Genomic DNA, 21,502 nt, shown 5'->3' with positions numbered 1-21,502 from the left:
ATGACCCTTAGCCACCTAGACACCCATAATAACCCCAATATGGTCGATGTGAGCCACAAGCCCGACACCATGAGAATCGCCCTTGCTAGTGGCAAGATTAGCATGGGAGTACAGGCTTACAAGGCGATTATAGATCACCAAGTTAAAAAAGGTCCGGTGATTCAAACTGCCGTGATTGCGGCAATCATGGGGGCTAAACAAACTAGCGCACTCATCCCCATGTGCCACCCTCTCAACCTTTCTAATATCGCTGTAGAGATTTTAGAACAGCCCCAAGAATGTGCTTTTATGGTGCAGGTGCGCGTGAAACACCATGGGCAAACAGGCGTGGAGATGGAGGCACTCACGGGTGTGAGCGTGGGTCTTTTAACCATCTATGACATGGTTAAATCTTTAGATAAAAGCATGGTAATTGGGACTATCCAACTAGAATATAAAGAGGGTGGCAAGAGCGGTACTTACCAACGCTCTTAAAATCCCATGTATCTGAATTAATTCACAATTTAAGGAGAATTTTATGCAGAAGAAATCGTGGCTTTTAGGTGTTGTGGCGGGGGTTTTTTTGGTGGGTTGCGGTCCTAGTATCACTGTTACTAACAATGTCCCCTTGAATTTAGCCTATAAAACAGGTGTGATGGCGGCCCCTAAAACCAACCAAACCATTATTTTGCTCAAACCTGCATTGCAATACAGCGACAACATTGCTAAGGAGTATTCCAACAAGTTTAGAGATGAGCTGACTCTCAAGGTCCAATCTTTGCTAGAAAATCAAGGCTACAAAGTGGTCATCTCAGATGTGAGTGATAAAAATGACCTCTCTTTTGCCCAAAAGAAAGATAGTTACTTGGTGCTGGAAACGAATGGTGAGGTGGTTTTAAGACCCGATCCCAAGACGACAGAACAAAAGAAATCCAGCCCCGGACTCATTTTCTCTACGGGCATGGATGTTACCAAAGGCACGCTTTTGTCCATGGGGTATATTAAAGTGGTGTTTGTCGAGCCCACCAGTGGTGAGGCGATCGATTCGTTCATGGTGGATCTGAGCGAGCTTTACATTAAAGAACCCTTTATCCGCTCCAGCCGTTCTGAACATACCGGCGGACTTTTGAGTTCGTTATACAAAGGCAAGGACGACTCTAATGATGCGGTAAAAAAGGCGTTGAACCAAATTTTTAAAGATGTGATGGCCAAAATGGATACCAAGCTCACCCAAGATCGGATCAAATCTTATGCTAAAGATGTGGCGGACTTGAAGGCACAGAAGAAATATTAGCACCCAGTAGCCATCATGCCCTTAGTCTTCCCTTCTAGGGTGTCTTTGGGGCAGAGGTTTTTCCATCTGCTCCTCACTACACTTTTTTTTAGCCTCTTTCTTACCGCCTTTTTTATCTGCTTGCGCTTGGGTTTTTTGGGCTACATGGGTATTTATAAAGATGCCCTTGCCCTGCATGGGCATGCTCTAAGCTCTCTATCTTCTCAAATTTGGCAGACTTTGGGCAATGGTATCCGCTATGATAACCGCATGGTGGCCATTTTTGGGCTTGTTTTTTTGCTCTTGGCTCTTTTGCTGATCAAAACCAAAGCCCAGCGCAAGGTTTGCAACACCTATGCGTTATTAGTAATTGCTCTATGCGTATTTTTGCAAATTGCCAACATGACTTTTTATAGCATTTATGGCGGTGTCTTTGATGCCAATTTGCTTGAAGTCTTTGATGAAAGCCCCAAAACGCTTTTGAGCATGGCGCTTAGAGGCGAGTATTTTATTGGCACTAAAACTTTAATTTGGCTGGTTTTGAGCTTACTAAGCTTTTGGGTGTATCTTAGAGTAGCTAAGATAGCCCAAATCTTCTATGAGGTCTTTAAAGATTTTTCGCTCAAGGTCATTTTAGGGCTAACGGGTGCTTGTTTGGCATTCTTCATGCTCATCTCCATTAATGCGCGCTTTGGATTGACCGCCATTTCTTTAGACTCAGCAATCCAGCCAGCTGAAAATGTCTTTTTGCGCCAAATCACCCCCGGGGCATTCCGCAATCTCTACTTGGTCTTTAAAAACCACACTAAGAGCCAAAAGATCACCTTTGCTAGTTTTAGCTCCAAACCCCTTTTACAAGCCACCCAAGAGTATTTTAATCTCCCTAGTGATACGCCCCCTCCCCTTGATCTAGGCAAACTCTTAGAACACCAAAGCACTAATCCTTTAAAACCCAGCATCACCCATGTTTTTTACATTGTCTCTGAGTCGCTTTCAAGCTGGCATTTTGACCCCAAATTTGACTCGATTGGCTTGGTCAGCGCGCTTAAAAGCTTAGATGATCACCAGCATGGCTTTATCTTCCCCTTATTCCTAGAAAATGCCAAACGCACGGTCAAAAGTTTAGATGTGCAGATCACGGGTTTAATGGGGATTAATGACACTAATTTTGTGAATATGGGTGTGAAAATCCCTAGCCTACCCACCGCCATTGGCAACCAAATGAAGGGACTGGGTTTCCACAATGTTTTTTACTATGGGGGGAGCGGGATTTGGAATCGCTTAGATAGTTTCACCAAACTACAGGGCTTTGATGATCTCATTTTCAATACCTATCTGCTCCGCTTTGCTAAACACAAGTTGGCCAGCAACTCTAAAATCTACCCCCAACCTCTAGAGAGCGAATGGGGCGTGCATGACAATATCTTATTTGATTACATCCTAGAAAAAACCCCGACTGACCAACCCACCTTTAGCATGGTGATGACTTTAAGCAACCACACAACCCGCAATGTTAATCTCAAAGCCTTTGGTGTACCCTTAGAATCCATCCAAGCCTTTGTAAAAGCCACCCCTAAAAGCCAAGACCTGCCTAATGCCAACTTCTTAGGGCATGTGTATTGGTATGACAAAGTTTTGGTGGATTTCATCAAAAAAGCCAGTGCCAAATTCCCCAACTCGCTGTTTATCATCACAGGCGATCACTTTGATCGCAGTTTTGAATACGCCAAAAATAATCTCTATTGGAAAAAGAGCGTACCCCTCATTCTCTATGCCCCCTCCTTAAAGCCCCAACAAATCCGTTGCATGGGCGCACACATTGACATCGCACCCACGATTATGGAGCTAATCGCTCCTAAAGGCTACACCTATGCGAGTTTTGGTAAGCCTTTGTTTAGCAATGCCAATACCTCCAATACTTGTCTGGACGATCCGGCTTTGGGTTTTGAGGTCATAGCAGCTAAGGGGCAAGAGGGGATTGATTTTTTATACGGGAAAGATGAGCCCAACAAACTTTTTTATGTCCAAAAGGGGCAATTAATCCAGCATAAAACCAATTCTCAAGACCTCAAACTGGCCAAGCAACTTTTAGAGAGAGACAATACCGCCAATGGTTTAAGCTGGCACTATCTCTTTAAGGGAGGGGTTATCAAATAGCCCACTTAGAGATAATGTGTGAGACTCATTTGGTTGATCTTGCTCGAAGAGGCTAAGGCCGCATCGTAATTGTTGCGCAATTGGGCGAACTTGTTGTAAGTTTCGGCCACATCTGTGCCTGTGGTGTCCCCACGGATGGCTTGCACTTGGGATTTGAGCACTTCATTACGGCGCATGATATTGGCAAAGCTACGGCTATGTGCCCCATTGGCCGCAATCACCTTTTCTACATGATCGCTCAAGTGATCCACAAGGGCGATGTTATTTTGTATCCCCAAATTACGCAACTCTGGGCTATAAGCTCCCGGCAGAGCATCGGGGCGGTAGATTCCCTTTTGCACCGATTCGATCACCCCGTCTAATTGCTTGAAAAAATTAATGTGGGGCTGGTCGATGGTCAGTGCATTATTGGCATTGAGGCGCAAACTGGGCACATCTCTTTTGAGACTGGGCTCAGAAAAATCATTCGCCTTTTCATCATAGAGCATGAATTGCATGAGTGTATTAGAACGGGTGTTGTCTTGGATCGCTATTTGCCCGTTTTCATTTAAAGACACGCTCACGCGATCATTAGATTGTTTGAGAATGGAGAGAAACGCTGCTTGACTCTCTTTGGAGGGCACGCCTGTTTGGGCTTGGGCATATTCCTTTTTATCTTGGTTGCTGTAATTCATTGCAATGCTGATCGCATCCATGAGCTGGCGGTAGGTAAAATCATTGGGCTTAGTGAGCGTGGGGGTCTCTTGGTTGCGGTTATAAAGGGGGATTTCATAGGGCATACCCCCCTCTTTATTGGGCAACTGCAAAAATGCGCCCTTATTGCTCAAGTGTAACTTAGCCTCTAGGGGCACGCCATTATGATCTTTGAGCTTTAAAACGTAGGTTTGCTCGCCAATGTTAGCCCCCATCACCGCAGCTAGAGTAGTTGCCCCGCTGGCATAGTCCATGCTTTTAGGCACGACCTGAGAAACATTGCCCACCAACAACGATCCGTGATTGGCAAAATAGGTTTTTTGGTATTCGCTGGCATAATCGGTGGGCAGAGCCTGAATCTCTGCTCCCTTGCTATCCAAAGTCTTTAGAGTCAAACTCAAACCATGCGGGCCATCAAAGGGCGGATTGGGACTATCATGGTCTTTGTTTTTGACATTGCGATCGATTAGGCGCAAATGCCCATCGCTGGAAAGCTCCACATCTAAATTCCCCCCAAAATGTGCTTTGATTGCATCCATCAAATCCTGCATGGTGGCGTTTTTGGCATCTAAATGGAAGGGGGGTATGGGGGCATTGTTGATACTCCCATTAGAATTATTGGGGGCTGTGCCCTCAATTTGTAAATACGTTGCCCCCTCGCCCAAGATCGCGCTGAGTTTGGTATTCCTAGTGGCGGGGGTGTTATCTTGGGCAATAAATGCGCTGGGCACATCTAGCACCCGCTTATCATAGAGATTATTAACCCCCTGCACCTGTGAGAGGCTACGGGCGGTCAAAAAGGGGCTTTTTACATAAGTGGTAACCCGTGCGTTGCTAGAACGCAAGGCATCTAAATTATCCATATCTTTATCGCTAGAGATCATATGGAAATCCAACACCGCATTCCCCGCGCTCAAGTCTCTAATCTCAATCTCTCCCCACGCATTCAAAGTTACATCCACGACCTTATTGGTGGAGGTGTTGCCATACTCCCGACCAATTTGGCGTAAGAGATCGCTAACTTTAGTCGCGCTCTCTAATTTGCTATAAGCCTTATCCAACGCAAACTTTGCCTTAAAAGCACTCCCATCGGGGCGGATACCCTGCAAGTAAAAATATTCTTTGGCATCGTTTTGGGGGTTGTTATCATCATCTCCAATCAAATCACGCAAGGTGTCCTCGGGGGTGATGAACACTTCTTGAGGGTTGGCGGTGTTGTTGAGTGCGTCCATCACATCGGGGTGCAACTTACTTTGATTCAACATTTTAATATTGGTGGTGATACTCTTTTGTTTGTCTAAGTCCTTGCCTAAAAATAAATTATGCCCGGTCACATTGTAGGGCACGAGATTATTAGATCCCACTAGAGCATTGAGGTCTTCATTATTGCCATAGTAGTTACCTACACGATCAAAGGGCGGGCGATCGACCTTGCTCCCCCCAAAGAGATATTCGCCCCCAATGGAAGTATTGGCGATATTGATCATGTGATCTTTGAGGTGGGCTAAATCTAGGGCGATGGCTTGGCGAGAGGTTGTGGAATGCACATCGCTAGCCGCTTGGATTAATTTGGTTTTGAATTGCTCCATCGTGCTGGAGAGTTCGCCTAAAGCCTTGTCGGTGTTGAGGGTGGCTGTGTGGGCACTTTGGGCGACATCTAAGCCTTGATCCAGCGTATTTTCCTCAAAGCCGTATTTGAGGTTTTGATTGTCAATATTGCTATCTTGGTAGCCATATTGGATTTTTAAGCCAGAGGCTATTTTATTGTTAGCCGTGTTGAGTTTGTTTTGCAAGGCATTTTGGTAATAATGGATTTGGTTGTATTTACCTCCATCGCTGATACGCATGCTCTTCCTTTAGCCATTAATGCCAACAACAAGCAAGATTTATACCATGATACTAAGGCAAATTTTTAAGTTAATTGTGTTAGAATGAGCGGAAATTTTTGACTAGGATTTAGGCATATGGTGTATGCAGTGTTTAAAAATGGGGGCAAGCAGTATAGGGTGCAAGTGGGCGATGTGGTGTTATTGGATAAAATGAGCCTAGAGCCCAAAGCACGCGTGGAGTTAGAGGAAGTTTTGGCTATCTCTCAAGGGGGAGGTGTTGTTTATGGCACACCTCTAGTGAGCGGGGCTAAGGTAGAAGCTGAGGTGATCAATGAGGGGCGGGGTAAGAAGGTGATTATCTTTAAAAAACGCCGCCGCAAAGATAGCAAAACTAAAAGAGGCTTTAGGCGCGACTTTACCCGCGTTAAGATTACAAACATCGTAGCATAAAGGATTTATAATGGCACACAAGAAAGGTCAGGGGAGCACCCAGAATAACCGCGATTCGGCAGGAAGGCGTTTAGGGGTTAAGAAGTTTGGCTCAGAGTTTGTGCGTGCGGGCAATATTATCGTGCGCCAAAGAGGGACACAGGTGCATCCAGGCAAGAATGTGGGTATGGGAAAAGATCACACCCTTTTTGCCTTGATTGATGGCGTGGTGCATTTTAGCTATAAAGATAAGCACCGCAAAAGGGTATCCGTAGTCGCGCTACAACCATGAGTGAGTGCCAATAGGGCAACCCTTGGTAGGTTCTCTGCTGGGTTGTGCCGTGATTAAAACAAAGCAGGGATGACCGATGGGTAAATTTTTAGCGTGGTTTTTGGGTTTCTGGCTTGTCGTCGGTAGCGTACTTGGTGCTAAAGAGGGGGGCACTTTAGTTTATGCGCGGGGGGCAGATGGCTCGAGCATGGATCCGGCCTTGGTAACCGATGGGGAGAGTTACGCAGCCACTTCCAATATCTATGAAACTTTGGTGCAATTCAAGTATGGGAGCACCGAGATTGAGCCTGCACTGGCAAGTAGCTGGGAAATCTCTAAAGACGGTCTTGTTTATACTTTCCATTTGCGCCAAGGGGTTTATTTCCACACCACAAAGTATTGGAAGAAAAAGATTGAACTCACATCTAAAGATGTGCTTTTCTCTTTTAAACGCCAAATGAGAAATGAAAAGCCCTACTACAAAGAAGCCAGAAGCTATGGTTACTGGGAAAGCATGGCGATGTCTAACATCATTAAGGACATTGAAGCCCCGGACAAATACACCGTTAAATTCACTTTAAAACACCCTGAAGCCCCCTTTTTAGCGGACTTAGGGATGGATTTTTTGAGTATTTTAAGTCAAGATTACGCTCAAGAGCTCGCTAAGAGTGGCCGTCAAGATCAACTCTCTAAAAAGCCCATCGGCACAGGACCCTTTAAACTTGCCCTATGGCTTAAAGATGAGCGAATCGTGCTGGTTAAAAACCAAGAGTACTGGGGAACTAAAGCACACTTGGATCAAGTGGTCTTAAAAGTGATTCCCAATCCTTCTTCAAGAACTTTGGCTTTGCAAAAGGGCGAGGTGCATATTGTGCATGCACCTAATCCCAATGAGGTCCAGGCATTGGAGAAATCCCATAACATTGTGGTGGAAAAAGTCCCGGGGCTTTTTGTAACATGGCTTAGTTTGAACAACCAAAAAAAACCCTTTAATAACCGTCTCGTGCGCTTGGCACTCAACTATGGCATTAATGTAGATGAATATGTCAAGATTGTCTATGAAGGCTATGCAAGCCGCGCAATCAATCCCCTCCCTCCTGATATGTGGGGTTATAACAAAAACATCAAACCCTACCCTTATGACCCCGCTAAAGCTAGGGCTCTATTAAAGCAGGCAGGCTATCTCAATGGGTTTGAAACCACGCTATTTAGCTCTTCTCGTTACAACAAAAAGGGAGCGGAGTTTATCCAAGCTCAGTTAGCCAAAATTGGGATCAAGGTCAAGATCGAATTTTTTGAATGGGGCACTTACATTAAGAAGACTGCCTCAGGCGAGCATACTATTGCCTTTAGTGGTTGGCAGGCAGACACGGGCGATCCAGATAACTTCTTAGATATCTTGTGGAGCAAACATGCCGCCTCAGAAATCCCTAGTCGCAACAGTTCCTTTTATAAAAGTGATGCCTACTCGGATCTGGTAACCAAAGCCAAGCGCGTTACCAATGAAAAAGAACGCGCTAAGCTTTACCATAAGGCTCAAGAGATATTCTACAAAGATGTGCCCTGTGTACTTTTGGCCTATCCTTATGTGATTGTGCCCCATTTGGCTAGCGTCAAGGGATACAAGGCTACGGGCGTGCAATTGAACCGCTTTGTCAATGTTTATTTTGACAAATAGGGGAGGGGCTTGCTAGGTTTTATCCTCAAGCGGATTTTGTGGGCGATTCCGACTTTATTTGGGGTGAGCATCATTGTCTTTGCGATGGTGCATTTGGCCCCGGGTGATCCGGCTTTAGTGATTTTAGGCGAACACGCGAGCAAAGAATCTGTAGAAGCCTTGCGCGAGCAAATGGGTTTGAACAAGCCTTTGTTAGAGCAATACTTTTTGTATATCAGCCATGTCTTGCATGGAGATTTTGGGACTTCCTTAGTTTCGCGTGAGCCAGTGCTAGAGGAATTTTTGCAACGCTTTCCGGCTACCATTGAGCTCTCTTTAAGCGCGCTTGTCATTGCCCTTGTTTTGGGTTTGGGTGCGGGTATGATCGCCGCAATCAAGCGTTATAGTTTCTTTGACTATATGAGTATGGGGGTGGCTTTGGCCGGGGTGTCCATGCCGGTCTTTTGGCTGGGCTTGATGCTCATCTCTATTTTTAGTATCCAGCTAGATTGGTTGCCTGTTTATGGGCGTTTGAGCGATGAATTTTATTTAGATGGACCCACGGGGTTTTATCTCATCGATAGCTTACTAGCCCACGATTACAGGGCTTTCCTAGATACGATCAAGCATTTGATCTTGCCCAGCATCACCTTAGCCACGATTCCTACTGCCATCATCGCGCGCATGACACGGGCTAGCATGCTGGAGGTCTCCAAAGAAGATTATATCCGCACCGCCAAGGCTAAGGGGTGCTCGCCTCTAAGGGTGGTGGGTGTGCATACTTTGCGCAATGCCTTAATCCCAGTTACCACCATTATAGGCTTGATGCTTGCAGGCTTGCTAGGGGGGAGTATCCTCACTGAAACCACCTTTGCATGGCCGGGGGTGGGTAAGTGGATGGTGAATGCGCTTAATCAAAGAGATTTTCCCATTATCCAATCGGCGAGCTTGATTGTGGCAGTGATTTTTATCGGGGCAAATTTGTTGGTGGATATTTTATATGCCTTTATCAACCCCCGCATAAGGCTGTCCTAATGGAGAGATTTAAAGATTTTTGGCTGCAATTTAGGAAAAATAAGGCCGCACTTGTGGGGGCGTGGATCGTGTTTTTTTTGATTCTATGTGCCCTGCTAGCCCCCGTAATTAGCCACCACGACCCTTACGCCCAAAATACTCAAGAAGTGCGGGTTTTACCCATTTGGGCACAGGGGGGCAGTTCTAAGCATGTACTGGGCACAGATGATTTGGGGCGTGATGTCTTAACACGCTTGCTCTATGGGGCGCGTATTTCCCTAACGATCGGGCTTGTGTCTGTGGGGATTGCGGTGTTCTTTGGGGTGTTGTTGGGCTTGATGGCGGGCTATTTTGGGCGTAAAACCGACATGGTAATCATGCGCTTGATGGACTTAATGCTCTCTTTGCCCTCAATTTTGTTAATCATTATCGTGGTGGCGATCTTGGGTCCCTCGCTTTTAAATGCGATGTTGGCCATCGGTATTGTGGGTATCCCCGGGTTTGCCCGCATCGTGCGCGCCTCTGTCTTGGCTGAAAAAGAAAAAGAATATGTTACCGCCTCTAAAGTCAATGGCTCGGGACATTTGCGCTTGATGTTTAAAGTCATCTTCCCTAATTGCGCTGTGCCCATTATCGTGCAAGCCACTATGGGCTTTGCCTCTGCCGTGCTAGAGGCAGCCGGTTTAAGCTTTTTGGGGCTGGGCGCACAACCCCCCACGCCCGAATGGGGCGCAATGCTCATGGATGCGATGCAATATCTGAGGAGCGATCCATGGATGATTGTGCCTCCCGGGTCGATGATTTTTTTAACCGTGATGGGCTTTAACTTGCTGGGCGATGGGATCATGGACGCGCTCGATCCCAAGCGATCGGCTTGAGGAGGTTACCATGTTGCCCTTATTAAAAGTCAAAGACCTTAGAACCCATTTTTTCACCGATAGGGGGGTGAATAAGGCGGTGGATGGCGTGAGTTTTGAAGTGGCTAAATCCCAAACTCTGTGCATTGTGGGGGAGAGTGGGAGCGGGAAAAGCATCACCTCGCTTTCTATTTTGGGCTTGATAGAAAAGCCGGGCAAAATTGTGGGGGGGAGCATTGAGTTTGGCGGACGGGATTTATTAAGCTTAAACCAAAAGCAAATGCAAAAAGACATTCGGGGCAAGAAAATTAGCATGATTTTTCAAGAACCCATGACCAGCTTAAACCCCTCTTACACCGTTGGGTTTCAAATCAGCGAAGCGCTCAAAATCCACCACCCCCATTTGAGCCGTAAAGAACGCTTTGAGCGCGCCCTAGCTGAATTAGAACGCGTGGGCATCCCCCATGCCAAAGAGCGTTACCACGATTACCCTTTTAAATTGAGTGGGGGGCAACGCCAAAGGGTGATGATTGCCATGGCCATGGTGTGTGCCCCAGAGCTCTTGATCGCCGATGAGCCCACCACCGCCTTAGATGTGACTATTCAAGCCCAAATTTTAGAGCTCATGCAAGAATTGCAAGCCAGCAAGGGGACTTCTATTTTATTCATCACGCATGATTTGGGCGTGGTGGCGCAATTAGCCGATGCGGTGGTGGTGATGTATAAGGGGCATGTGGTGGAGAAGGCTAGTGCTAAAGAGCTTTTCAACAACCCGCGCCACCCCTACACCCAAGCCCTCTTAAACGCCATTCCCAAACCGGGCAAGCAACACCGCAAAAAACGCCTTCAAACCGTGGATGAGAATGTCAACTATTTAGAGTTTCCTAGGGAGATTCGATGATTTTAAGAGTCAATGATCTACACAAGACCTATCGCATTTCTCAAGGGCTTTTCAAACCTCCCAAACTCATCCACGCGGTGAAAAATATCACCTTCAAGGTGCACCCCGGGGAGATTTTAAGCGTGGTGGGGGAGAGCGGGTGTGGAAAGAGCACCACCGCCAAATTATTAATGGGGATTGAGAGTCCCAGCGGAGGGGAGATTTTATTCAATGAAAAAAGCCTAGCCCAGTTTAGCAAAGCCGATTGGCAGGAATACCGCAAACATGTACAAATGATTTTTCAAGACCCCTATTCTAGCCTCAATCCTAGATGGCAGGTGGGGGATATTATTGCTGAACCTCTCTTGCTCAATAGCAATCTTTCCAGACAAGAACGCCGGAAAAAAGTCTTAGAGATGATGGATTTTGTGGGGTTAAAATCAGAGTGGATCAGCCGCTACCCCCACCAATTCTCTGGAGGGCAACGCCAGCGCATCGGCATCGCGCGCGCGCTCATTATTCGCCCTAAGGTGGTGATCTGTGATGAACCCGTTTCGGCTTTAGATGTCTCCATTCAAGCCCAAGTGCTTAACTTGCTCTTGGACTTGCAGCAAGAAATGGGCTTGACTTATATTTTTATCAGCCATGATTTGGGTGTGGTGGAGCACATCAGCGATCGTATTTTAGTGATGTATCAGGGCGAGATTGTGGAGCGCGGGGATGTGGATAGCGTACTGAGCGCCCCTAAAGACCCCTACACCAAAAAGCTTTTAGACGCTGTACCCCATTTAGAAAAATCCATGCGACGCTTTTCTTAGCCCATGTTTGTGGATAGTGTAGAAATTACCATCGCCTCAGGCAAGGGGGGAGCGGGGGCGGTGAGTTTTAGGCGCGAAAAATTTGTGATCAAGGGCGGACCGGATGGGGGCGATGGGGGCGATGGGGGCGATGTCTTCGTGCAGGTGAGTGGCAATACAGACACTTTGGGGGCTTTTAGGGGTAAAAAGCATTACAAAGCCAAAAATGGCGCACCCGGGGGTCCTAAGCTGTGCAGTGGCAAAAAGGGGGAGAGTATCACTTTAATTGTGCCCCCGGGGACACAGATTTATGATCAGCAAAGCGGAGAGTTGTTAGGGGATTTTGTGGTATGTGGCGCGCCTATTAAAATTTTAGAGGGAGGTAAGGGAGGGATGGGCAATGCGCGCTTTAAAAATGCGGTGCAACAACGCCCCACCTATGCCCAAAAGGGGCTAGAGGGGGTAGAAAAATGCGTGCGCTTGGAGCTAAAGCTCATTGCCGATGTGGGCTTGGTGGGTTTTCCCAATGTGGGCAAATCTACCTTAATTAGTGTGGTGTCCAACGCGCGCCCCAAGATCGCCAATTATGCCTTTACGACCTTAGTGCCCAATTTGGGCGTGGTTTCTGTGGGGGATTTTAAAGAATTTGTGATCGCCGACATCCCGGGGGTGATTGAGGGGGCTAGCCAGGGTAAGGGCTTAGGGCTGGCATTCTTAAAACACATTGAGCGCACGCGCCTTTTGCTCTTTGTGCTAGATGTAGGCTTGGACCTAAAAGAGCAATACCGCCAATTACGCCACGAATTGGGCGCGTTTTCGCCCATTCTGCAACAGCGCGCCTTTGGGGTGGCGATCAATAAAATAGACCTGCTTCCCCCTGAAGAGCTTACTACCATTCTAAACGCCTTTGAAAAGAGTTTAGACCCCAAACCCGCCTTTATTCTGCCCATTTCCGCCCACACCACCACTAACACCGCCCAGCTGGTGCAATTACTAGCCCAAGCTTTTAAATAAACATCCCTTTTAAAGGAGCTAGTTTGTCAAAGATTCGTTTATTAAACTTTATCGGGGTGCTGGTTCTGTCTGTAGGGCTGTGTGGGGCACAGAGTGCGCAAGATCTGCTTGAACAGGGGCGGACCTATTATAAGCAAGGGGACTATAACAAGGCATTTGAATCCTTTCAAAAAGCCGCTAATGCGGGTGAGGCTATGGGGTATCTTGCTTTAGGGCTGATGTATGAAAGCGCTAAGGGGACTCATCAAGATATGCATCAAGCCTTCAAATACTACCAAAAAGCTGCAAATATGGGTGTTTCTGAAGCTTATTTGATTTTAGGATCGATGTATTACAATGGGACGAGCGTGAGCAAGGATTACAACAAGGCTTTAAAATACTACCAAAAAGCCGCCAATGCGGGGATCGCTGAGGGCTATACAAAATTAGGGTTTGCCTATGCTGAGGGACATGGCGTAGCTCAAGATTATCAAAAAGCCGCCCAATATTACCAACAGGGTACAGATATGGGGGATGGGGAGGCTAGCTATTATTTGGGACAATTGTATTACAAGGGTCAAGGCGTTTCTAGGGATTACTCCAAGGCATGGACATGTTATATCATAGCCGCAAGCTTGGGGGATACGCGGGCTTATTGGAGTTTAGGGAATATGTATTACGAGGGCAAGGGGGCGATTAAAGATTATATAAAAGCTAAAGAATACTTCCAACAAGCCGCCAATGCAGGGAATGGTATGGCTTATCGTGCACTGGGATGGATGTATGCACGGGGTAATGGAGTAGAAAAAGATTACAAAAAGGCGTTGGAATATTTCCAAAAAGCGGCTAACTTAGGGGTAGCTGAAGCCTATACAAGTTTGGGGCTTGTCTATGCCAATGGGCATGGTGTTACCAAAGATTACAAAAAGGCGACTACATATTACCAAAAAGCAACAGATTTGGGAGATGCTAGGGGTTATATAGGTTTAGGAATTATGCACGAGAAGGGGGAAGGAATCAAGAAAGATTATAAAAAAGCCCTAGAATATTTCCAAAAGGGCGCAGATTTAGGGGTTGCTGAGGGTTATGCCGGTTTAGGAAACCTGTATGAAAAGGGGGAAGGTGTTAAAAAAGATTACGAAAAAGCGTTGGAATACTACCAAAAAGCCGCAGACATGGGGACTTCCTATGGTTTCTTAGGCTTGGGCAACTTGTATCGCGATGGTTTGGGTGTGGGCAAGGACTATTTTAAGGCATTGGAATACTACCAAAAAGCCGCAGACATGGGCAATGATGAAGCCTATTTGAATCTAGGCAACATGTATTACAAGGGTCAGGGGGTTGTCAAAGACTACAAAAAAGCCCTAGAATATTTCAAAAAGGGCGCAGATTTAGGCAATGCACATGCGCTTTACCAAGTGGGGCATATGTATGTTGTGGGCGAGGGGGTTGAAAAAGATTAGCCGAGGTCTTGAACATTTGAAAAAGCGACTAAGATTGGCTATGTGTTAGCCTATCAGGACTTGGGCGATACGTATGTCAATGCGCATGGTGTCAAACGATGATAAAAAGCAACTTGTCTAACCCCTAGTTTAGAGAGGGCAAATCTTTAAGAATGCTATCAAACTCCTTTTCATAACGCTCGGGATTATCGATCTCAAAATCAGCCACACTTTTAAGGAATTTGTCAAAATTTTCATTGCGCTGGGCTAATTTAGCCAGCGTTTGATAATCTAAATTGTCTTCCTCTTTGGAGTTAAATAAAATCGCACTTTGCCCAATGGATTTTATATCTAGGGTAATCACCCCGATCCCAAAACTCTGATTAAGCTGTTTGAGCAATTCCATTAAGTCTTTGTTATTTCTATCAAGCGTGCCTGCCACCAAATAGCCTTCATGTGCCCATGAGCTATTGCTGATCGCCTGAAAATACGCCTCTCTGCAATTAATCAGGGTGAGCTCTTTTTTGAGCTCAAAACTCACCAACTTAATGGGCAAAGTATCAAACTTTTTAATAAAACTGTGCACATTGGGGGATTTAAAGTCTTTATAGGCAAAAAACACCCCCACCATGTCCGGGTAAATCCACTTATCTATGCCTTTTTTAGTTTTCTTGCTCTCCTCATGGTAAATGGTTTTGGTGTAAAGCCCCCATTGGTGGTAGGCGATGTAGCTTAGGCGCGGGTGTAAATCCCGTTCTTTACAAATCAGATCTTTTGGAGGTTGTTCTTTAGAAGTGGGTTTAGGCGGAGGGAAATCTTGACCTTTGAGGGCGATTAAAGCGGGCTTGGCTTGCACTTTGACAAAGGGGAGTTTGTCGGGGTTTTTTTTGAGGGCGGTAACAATAGCACTATTGCAAGTTGCCCAAGGAGTTTTACCGTCCCATTGAAACATGTGTTTAATTTCGCCATGCTGGTGCAACTCTTGTGCTTTAGCGTAAATATGATTAGGATTAATGGGTTCTCCAATGATTTTAAGCACCTCCACCACAATGTCTATATCTGCCTGTTTCATCTCACACCCATAAATTATCTAACAAGCGCACCTGCCCCACTTGCACAGCGCACAAAATGAGGGTTTGGTTGGATTTGACTTGGGCTAGGGGTTCTAAATTGTGGTTACAAATGCTGAGATAATGCACTTCCAAGCCTTGCAAGGTGTCTAGACCAATTCGGATAAGACTAGCCGTATCACGCATGCCTTGTTGGTAGGCTATCTGCATACGCTCTAGGGCTTGGGGGATTTTTAGGGCTTCTTGTCTTTGGGAAGCACTCAAATAAACATTGCGTGAGCTTAAAGCCAAACCATCGTGATCACGCACAATCTCACAGGGCACAATCTCAATCTCTAAAAAGAAATCAGCTACTAAGCGTTGGACATGCAAGAGTTGTTGGGCATCTTTTTTGCCAAAATAGGCTTTTTGGGGGCACACAAGGTTAAAAAGTTTTAAGACCACTTGCAAGACTCCGTTAAAATGCGTGGGTCTGTGTTCGGCTTCATGGCCCAATAAATCCGAGGCGGGGTTTAAAGTGATAGCATGCTCAAAAGGGTAGAGCTCTGCCACAGTGGGCACAAATACCCCATCAACCCCCAAACTCTGGCACAACTTTAAATCTGCCTCTAAGTCTCTAGGGTAGCGACTTAAATCCTCATTAGGACCAAATTGGGTGGGATTGACAAAAATAGAGACAATCGTTTGGGGGTTTTCTTGTTTGGAACGCGTAATGAGACTGGCATGTCCGGGGTGGAGCGCACCCATCGTGGGGACAAAGCCCACGGAGTCTAGGGATTTTCTAAAAACTTGGAGTTCCTGGTATGTGTGTAAAACCTGCATTAAATTTGTTCCAAAATGTGGCGGGTGATCTCCAGGGGGTTAGATGCGCCATAGATGGGGCGCCCCATGACAATGAAATCAGCGTGTGCCTTTTTGGCATCTGCAAGCGTGCCCACGCGTTTTTGATCGCCCAGAGGTGTATTGGGCGGGCGAATCCCCGGGGTCAGCGTCAAAAACTGCGTGCTGGTGGCTTGCTTGATGGCTAGACTCTCTAGCACCGAGCAGACCACCCCATCTAAACCGCAATCAAAACACAATTTGGCTAAATAGAGGGTTTGATCCAAGAGGGGGGCATGGTAGATTGCATGGGCTTGGGATTCATCTAGACTTGTTAGCAGGGTTACACCCATCAACAAGGGTTTTTTACCTTGAAAATTTCTTAAGCTTTGCGCCACGTCTTTTAACGCTTCTCCACCGCTACTAGCATGCACAGTAAGCATATCTACACCCAGCTTAGCGCACTCTAACACCGCCTCTTGCATGGTGTAAGAGATGTCGTGTAATTTGAGGTCCAAAAAGAGCTTAAAGCCCAAATCGATGTTTTTAATGCGTTCTAAAAAACTAGGTCCCTCTCTAATAAACCCCCTCAGGCCTAATTTGATCCACAGATCCAGCCCCTTAAGCTGTTCTAACAGATTCAAACATGCCTCTTGACTCTCCAAATCCAAAGCCAAACATAGCTGCATGCACTCTCCTTTGGCGTTTTCAGCAAATCCATACAGACAAGCTGGTATTATAGCACACTTCAAAACAAGGATGATTCTTGCCTAATAGTGTGATGATTGCTGGTCCGTGTGTGATTGAGAGTGGGGAGATTTTAGAGCAGATCGCCCAAGAACTCAAACCTCTAGCCTCCAACCCCAAGTTTGATTTTTATTTCAAAGCCAGCTTTGATAAGGCTAACCGCACCAGTTTAGAGAGCTACAGAGGTCCGGGACTACAAAAGGGCTTGCAAATGTTAGGGGACATCAAAAACAAATTTGGCTACAAACTCTTAACCGACATCCATGAGAGCGTGCAGGCAGGTCCTGTGGCTGAAGTGGTCGATGTTTTGCAAATACCCGCCTTTTTGTGCCGCCAGACCGATTTGATTATAGCAGCTGCACAGACTAAACGCATAATCAACATCAAAAAGGGGCAGTTTATGCACCCTAAGGACATGCAATACAGCGCGCTTAAGGCTTTAAATACACGGGCAAAAAACAAGCATGAAACACCCACCTATGAGGCGTGTTTAGAGCATGGCATTTATTTATGCGAAAGGGGGGCAAGTTTTGGATATGGAAATTTGGTCGTGGATATGCGCTCAATGGTCATCATGCGCACCTTTGCGCCTGTGATCTTTGATGTTACGCATAGCGTGCAAATGCCCGGGGGGGCGGGGGGTAAGAGCGCAGGGGATAGCTCCTTTGTGCCCTACTTGGCTAAGGCTGGGGCAGTGGTGGGTGTGGATGGGTTTTTTATGGAAACCCACATTGATCCACAAAATGCCCTAAGCGATGGACCCAATATGATTTTAACCGCTCATCTCTTAGACTTAGCTAGCGATCTCTTGGCTTTGCAAGAGTGCAACCAATCTTTAAACCACCAAAAGGATAAACATGCCACACAGCATTGAAGGTAAACTTTTTTTAAAGGGTAGCGAGAAAGTTGCCATTTTAGCCGCGCGTTTTAACCACATCATCACCGATCGACTCATTGAGGGCGCGCTGGATAGTTTTGAGCGCCACGGGGGTTGTTTGGATCATTTGAGTATTGTGAAAGTCCCCGGGGCTTATGAATTGCCCTTTGTGTTGGATCGCTTGCTAGCTAGTGCCAAATACGATGGTATCTGTGTAGTAGGAGCCTTGATTCGGGGCGGGACTCCCCATTTTGATTATGTGAGCGCAGAAGCCACAAAGGGGATTGCCAATGCCACGCTCAAATACAAAATCCCTGTTAGCTTTGGATTGCTCACCACCGATAATATCGAACAAGCCATCGAGCGCGCTGGGAGCAAGGCAGGCAATAAGGGTTTTGAGGCGATGGATGCGCTGATTGAACTGCTCAATCTCTACACCTTGATCTAATGGCAACTAGAAGCCAAGTTAGAGAGGCGGTGGTGGGTTTGCTCTATGCCTTTGATAGCGGGAATGGGGCGATTTTGAATCTAGCTCCCAGTTTACTAGAAGAGAGGAAAATTAAGAACGCCCAGCAACGCTTTGCACTCGAGCTCTTAGAAGGCACGCTGACACGCCTAGAAAGCTTGGATAACACCTTGAGACCCTTACTCAAAGATTGGGATTTAAAACGCATGGGGAGCATGGAACGGGCGATCTTGCGCTTGGGGGCTTATGAGATTTTGCACACCAGCACCAAATCCCCTATTGTGATTAACGAAGCCATTGAGCTGGCTAAAAATTACGGGGAGGAACAAGCTCCCAAACTCATTAATGCCGTTTTAGACGCTTTATCTAAGAAAATAGAGGTTTCTTAGTGCTATTTTGATCACACACCTCACAGCCATGCATGCCCAAAAGCAAGAGTAACCACGAGGCGTAAATATAGGACATCAAAAACCATAGAATCGACACCGATCCATAGAGTTCGCGATAAGTGTGGTTATAAAGAATGTAATAAACAAACCCCCATTTCATCACATTCCAACAAATGCTCGTGATCAGGCTCCACAATAAGGGGTATAATAGCCGTTTGAAAACCTTGTTAGTGGGCATTAAAAAAGAGAACAGACAAAAAACATAAGTCCCCACCCAACGCAAAAAAGAGAGCAACACGGGGTTATTGGTGATGGCTTGGACCTTGATTTCATAGAGAATGATTAAGGGCAGGACAATTAAAAATACAATGCCCGTGCCAAACCCCCAAAACACAAAAATCCTTTTACCCCTAAAATAAAAATAATCTCTAGGTTCGGCGTGGAAAATTTTAGAGGCAATGTCGCGGTAATTCTCACAAAAGAGGAAAAAGGCGAGCGCAATGGAGGCAATTTGCACCACACCCAAAGTGCGGTTATTTTGTATGAATGAGTGCAAAAAGGAACGACTCGCTTGGATAAAATCGGGACTATCGGGAAAGAGCAAGGTTTCAAGCTCAAAACTTTTGGCAAAGGGGGTGATCAAAAAAAGGGCGACAAAAATTAAAATGGGCGAAAAAGATAAGATCGTGTAGAAACTCAGCGAAGAGGCATAGTAAAAAATAGAGGCGATCGCTTCAAATTGCCTTTTGACCTTATCATCTATAAAGTAAGAACACAGATAACAAAAACCCAGTACACTTTGTGCCAGATGTTTAAAAAATGCCTTGATCAATGACAGCTAGTCGCGATTTTTAGCCCGTAAGTTTGCAACCTCTCCAAATCTTTTTTAGGCGCATCACCCTTAGTGGTCAAATAATCACCTAACACAATCGCCTCTACCCCGCAATCAAAAATACCCTGTTGGTCGCTCCCAAAGACCACTTCACGCCCCCCAGCGACCATGAGGCGTGTTTTGGGTAAAAACTCTTTGGCTAGAACGAGGCATTCTAAGGCTTCTGGTGCGCTCATCACGTTTTGTTTAATAGGCAAGGAGGGGTTTGGGATAAAAAAGTTAATAGGCGTGGTGGCTGGGGTTAAAGATTGCAAGGTGCGCAATAAGTCAATGCGATCCTCAAAACTTTCGCCCAGTCCAAAAATCCCCCCGCTACACAGACTCAAGCCCGCCTTAAGGGTGTTTTCACAAGTGCTGAATCGCTCCTCCCAAGGGTGGGTGCTACAGATATGGGGGAAGAAATTTTGGGAACTCTCCAGATTGTGGTTGTAGCTATCAATGCCATTTTCTTTTAAAAAACGCAGAGAATCCACATCGGCACGCCCGCAACAAGCGATCAAATGCAGATCGGGCACCTCTTGCTTGATAGTGCGCGCCAACCTAGCGATGTAGTCGCATTTTTTGGAATCTAGCCCTCTACCCGAGGTTACTAAGCAAAAGCCCAAAGCCCCTAGGGCGCGCAGAGCCTTAGCCTCTTGTAGAACATCTTCCTCTTTTTTGTATTTGTAACGGCGGATTTGGCCTTGGTGGTGGGAACTTTGCGTGCAATAAGCGCAATCTTCGCTACAATCCCCACTGCTGACATTGGAAATGGAACATAAGAAAATCTCTTGCATAAAAAAACCTTTTTTTGGCAAGAGAGCCAAAGAATCGAACTTTGCGGTGCTTAGAACACCTAAACACCCATTGGGTTTGAAGCCCAAGGCCCACACCAGTGACGCTCGCTCTCCACCCCCTATGATAGCAGAGCAGAGCTAATAGGTGCTTTAAGCTTTAAAAGCTCACCATATAGCGCCAGTAGAAGACAAAGTTGCGGTGCAAGGTCAAGGAATAGGGTGTATTCATCGCCGCTTTTGCTCCGTTGGAATAATAGTAGTTTGTGCCAATGGTGGGGATTTTGATCCCAAATTCAAACCCGTTGTGCCTACTCCCCACGCGCAATCCACCATTGACAAAGAATTGGAAGTTAGAGGGGCGCATGTGGGTTCCATATGTTTGGAGAAGCTGATTAAAGAATTTGCTAGTGGGCCCAAAGGAAGTCCCCCCGATGGCCACACCCAAGAAGAAACCAAAGTGGAAGTTTTCTTTGTTAAAGGGCTTGGGGTTAAAGAGAATGTCCGTCCCCACACCATAGGCAAAGATATTGGTCTGTTGGTAGTGCAATGGACCACCTAGTTGCTTGAAATACCGATAGCCTGTGCCGGCATAATCAAAAAATCCATAATAGCGCAAGCCTAGCTCGGGCAACTTCTTAAAGAAATGCTTGTAGCCCATCAAGACTCCAAACCCATTGGTTACATAGGACTTGCCATTCAGATAACCCATGTAGCTTTTTTTCCCCATATTGCCCCACACGGTGTTCCAAATCGGTTTATCCACTGTGCCGACATTAACCTGTTGGCGACTGCCATCACAACTACTAATCTGTGCTGGAGCACCAAGATAGCTGTTGGGGTTCTTAACCATGCTACAAGCCTGCTCGGTGGAGCTCATCATGCCTAGTTGGTAATCTGCCCCCATAAAAAACCCATTTCTTTCGCCATGCCTACCCTGAGAGGCGCGCACCTTTTTATGGGTGCTCGCTTTAGCCATCTGTGGCTTTTGCCCTGGACCCTCTTCAGCTGCTAACAACACCGCTACTAGGGGAATTGCGCCCGCCACCATATATTTTTTCATTGCTATCCTTAACTCTAAGTTTCTTAAAATCTAAAAATTTAGAAGTTTGAGATTTTCATTCTAGCATAAAAAATTAAAAATTTTTATTAATCAAAAGAGATAGAGGTAACCAAAAAAACAATATTATTTTAAAAA

At 46.0% G+C, this 21,502-nt stretch carries 22 protein-coding genes and 1 tRNA gene; 15 read left to right on the top strand and 8 right to left on the bottom strand.

Features of this window, described 5'->3' with window-relative positions:
- The 3 genes from moaC to EAO36_RS00985 are packed head-to-tail and all read left to right on the top strand — an operon-like array spanning nt 1 to nt 3,409.
- Complete coding sequence (moaC, locus tag EAO36_RS00995; RefSeq protein WP_120947473.1) at nt 1–474, top strand: cyclic pyranopterin monophosphate synthase MoaC; 474 nt, start codon at nt 1–3, stop codon at nt 472–474.
- Nucleotides 475–517: 43 nt separating this feature from the next.
- On the top strand, nt 518–1,273 hold the full coding sequence (locus EAO36_RS00990; RefSeq protein ID WP_120955586.1) for an HpaA family protein: 756 nt from the start codon (nt 518–520) through the stop codon (nt 1,271–1,273).
- A gap of 15 nt (nt 1,274–1,288) precedes the next feature.
- Nucleotides 1,289–3,409 carry an LTA synthase family protein gene (locus EAO36_RS00985; RefSeq protein WP_120947474.1) on the top strand — a complete coding sequence of 707 codons (2,121 nt, stop codon included), beginning with the start codon at nt 1,289–1,291 and terminating at the stop codon, nt 3,407–3,409.
- 5 nt (nt 3,410–3,414) lie between these two features.
- Here the strand turns inward: EAO36_RS00985 and flgL are convergent, their stop codons facing one another.
- Nucleotides 3,415–5,949: a flagellar hook-associated protein FlgL gene (gene flgL / locus EAO36_RS00980; protein WP_120947475.1), complete on the bottom strand. Its 2,535-nt coding sequence runs from the start codon at nt 5,947–5,949 to the stop codon at nt 3,415–3,417.
- Between the two features lie 117 nt (nt 5,950–6,066).
- Between flgL and rplU the strand changes: the two genes are divergently transcribed.
- The 9 genes from rplU (at nt 6,067) to EAO36_RS00935 (ending at nt 14,292) form a co-directional block, all read left to right on the top strand.
- Nucleotides 6,067–6,381, top strand: a complete 315-nt coding sequence (gene rplU / locus EAO36_RS00975; protein ID WP_120947476.1) for a 50S ribosomal protein L21 — start codon at nt 6,067–6,069, stop codon at nt 6,379–6,381.
- A 10-nt stretch (nt 6,382–6,391) separates the two neighbouring features.
- A complete protein-coding gene (rpmA, locus tag EAO36_RS00970) occupies nt 6,392–6,652 on the top strand; it encodes a 50S ribosomal protein L27 (protein WP_120947477.1) in 261 nt (86 codons plus the stop codon).
- Between the two features lie 76 nt (nt 6,653–6,728).
- Nucleotides 6,729–8,309: an ABC transporter substrate-binding protein gene (locus EAO36_RS00965; protein ID WP_328588030.1), complete on the top strand. Its 1,581-nt coding sequence runs from the start codon at nt 6,729–6,731 to the stop codon at nt 8,307–8,309.
- A gap of 9 nt (nt 8,310–8,318) precedes the next feature.
- Entirely contained in the window at nt 8,319–9,323 is a 1,005-nt protein-coding gene (locus tag EAO36_RS00960) for an ABC transporter permease (protein WP_120947478.1), read from the top strand.
- Nucleotides 9,323–10,180 (top strand): ABC transporter permease, encoded by an 858-nt coding sequence (locus EAO36_RS00955; protein ID WP_120947479.1) that lies wholly within the window; start codon nt 9,323–9,325, stop codon nt 10,178–10,180. Before EAO36_RS00960 ends, EAO36_RS00955 begins: the two co-directional genes overlap by 1 nt.
- Before the next feature lie 10 nt (nt 10,181–10,190).
- Nucleotides 10,191–11,060 carry an ABC transporter ATP-binding protein gene (locus EAO36_RS00950; protein WP_120955585.1) on the top strand — a complete coding sequence of 290 codons (870 nt, stop codon included), beginning with the start codon at nt 10,191–10,193 and terminating at the stop codon, nt 11,058–11,060.
- The gene (locus tag EAO36_RS00945; RefSeq protein WP_120955584.1) at nt 11,057–11,857 is read left to right on the top strand and encodes an ABC transporter ATP-binding protein; all 801 of its coding nucleotides are present in this window, start codon (nt 11,057–11,059) and stop codon (nt 11,855–11,857) included. The genes EAO36_RS00950 and EAO36_RS00945 overlap by 4 nt, the downstream gene beginning before the upstream one ends.
- 3 nt (nt 11,858–11,860) lie before the next feature.
- Entirely contained in the window at nt 11,861–12,850 is a 990-nt protein-coding gene (gene obgE / locus EAO36_RS00940) for a GTPase ObgE (RefSeq protein ID WP_120947482.1), read from the top strand.
- A 23-nt stretch (nt 12,851–12,873) separates the two neighbouring features.
- Nucleotides 12,874–14,292: an SEL1-like repeat protein gene (locus tag EAO36_RS00935; protein ID WP_120947483.1), complete on the top strand. Its 1,419-nt coding sequence runs from the start codon at nt 12,874–12,876 to the stop codon at nt 14,290–14,292.
- Nucleotides 14,293–14,416: 124 nt separating this feature from the next.
- Here EAO36_RS00935 and EAO36_RS00930 read toward each other — a convergent pair whose 3' ends face one another.
- Genes EAO36_RS00930 through pyrF form a run of 3 tightly spaced genes read right to left on the bottom strand, consistent with a single transcriptional unit; the run spans nt 14,417 to nt 16,849 of the window.
- Nucleotides 14,417–15,343 carry a hypothetical protein gene (locus EAO36_RS00930; protein WP_120947484.1) on the bottom strand — a complete coding sequence of 309 codons (927 nt, stop codon included), beginning with the start codon at nt 15,341–15,343 and terminating at the stop codon, nt 14,417–14,419.
- A 1-nt stretch (nt 15,344) separates the two neighbouring features.
- Entirely contained in the window at nt 15,345–16,163 is an 819-nt protein-coding gene (gene panC / locus EAO36_RS00925; protein ID WP_120947485.1) for a pantoate--beta-alanine ligase, read from the bottom strand.
- On the bottom strand, nt 16,163–16,849 hold the full coding sequence (pyrF, locus tag EAO36_RS00920) for an orotidine-5'-phosphate decarboxylase (RefSeq protein ID WP_120955583.1): 687 nt from the start codon (nt 16,847–16,849) through the stop codon (nt 16,163–16,165). Before pyrF ends, panC begins: the two co-directional genes overlap by 1 nt.
- Nucleotides 16,850–16,941: 92 nt before the next feature.
- Between pyrF and kdsA the strand changes: the two genes are divergently transcribed.
- The 3 genes from kdsA to nusB are packed head-to-tail and all read left to right on the top strand — an operon-like array spanning nt 16,942 to nt 18,639.
- Complete coding sequence (gene kdsA, locus EAO36_RS00915) at nt 16,942–17,781, top strand: 3-deoxy-8-phosphooctulonate synthase (protein ID WP_205586153.1); 840 nt, start codon at nt 16,942–16,944, stop codon at nt 17,779–17,781.
- Entirely contained in the window at nt 17,765–18,232 is a 468-nt protein-coding gene (gene ribH, locus EAO36_RS00910) for a 6,7-dimethyl-8-ribityllumazine synthase (RefSeq protein WP_104740603.1), read from the top strand. The genes kdsA and ribH overlap by 17 nt, the downstream gene beginning before the upstream one ends.
- Nucleotides 18,232–18,639 (top strand): transcription antitermination factor NusB, encoded by a 408-nt coding sequence (nusB, locus tag EAO36_RS00905; RefSeq protein WP_120947488.1) that lies wholly within the window; start codon nt 18,232–18,234, stop codon nt 18,637–18,639. The genes ribH and nusB overlap by 1 nt, the downstream gene beginning before the upstream one ends.
- Here nusB and EAO36_RS00900 read toward each other — a convergent pair.
- The 4 genes from EAO36_RS00900 to EAO36_RS00890 all read right to left on the bottom strand — a co-directional run bounded on the left by EAO36_RS00900 (nt 18,617) and on the right by EAO36_RS00890 (nt 21,367).
- Nucleotides 18,617–19,468 (bottom strand): YihY family inner membrane protein, encoded by an 852-nt coding sequence (locus EAO36_RS00900; RefSeq protein WP_407925316.1) that lies wholly within the window; start codon nt 19,466–19,468, stop codon nt 18,617–18,619. The two genes, nusB and EAO36_RS00900, sit on opposite strands and share 23 nt — an antisense overlap.
- Complete coding sequence (locus EAO36_RS00895; protein ID WP_268877228.1) at nt 19,468–20,328, bottom strand: biotin synthase; 861 nt, start codon at nt 20,326–20,328, stop codon at nt 19,468–19,470. The genes EAO36_RS00900 and EAO36_RS00895 overlap by 1 nt, the downstream gene beginning before the upstream one ends.
- Nucleotides 20,323–20,420: transfer RNA gene (locus EAO36_RS08425), tRNA-Sec, on the bottom strand. Before EAO36_RS08425 ends, EAO36_RS00895 begins: the two co-directional genes overlap by 6 nt.
- A gap of 44 nt (nt 20,421–20,464) precedes the next feature.
- Entirely contained in the window at nt 20,465–21,367 is a 903-nt protein-coding gene (locus EAO36_RS00890; RefSeq protein ID WP_120947489.1) for an outer membrane protein, read from the bottom strand.
- Between the last annotated feature and the right edge of the window lie 135 nt (nt 21,368–21,502).

This window comes from Helicobacter mehlei (genome assembly GCF_003660265.1).
In the GTDB taxonomy this organism is placed as follows: domain Bacteria; phylum Campylobacterota; class Campylobacteria; order Campylobacterales; family Helicobacteraceae; genus Helicobacter; species Helicobacter mehlei.
This window is presented reverse-complemented; position numbering and strand designations above follow the sequence as displayed.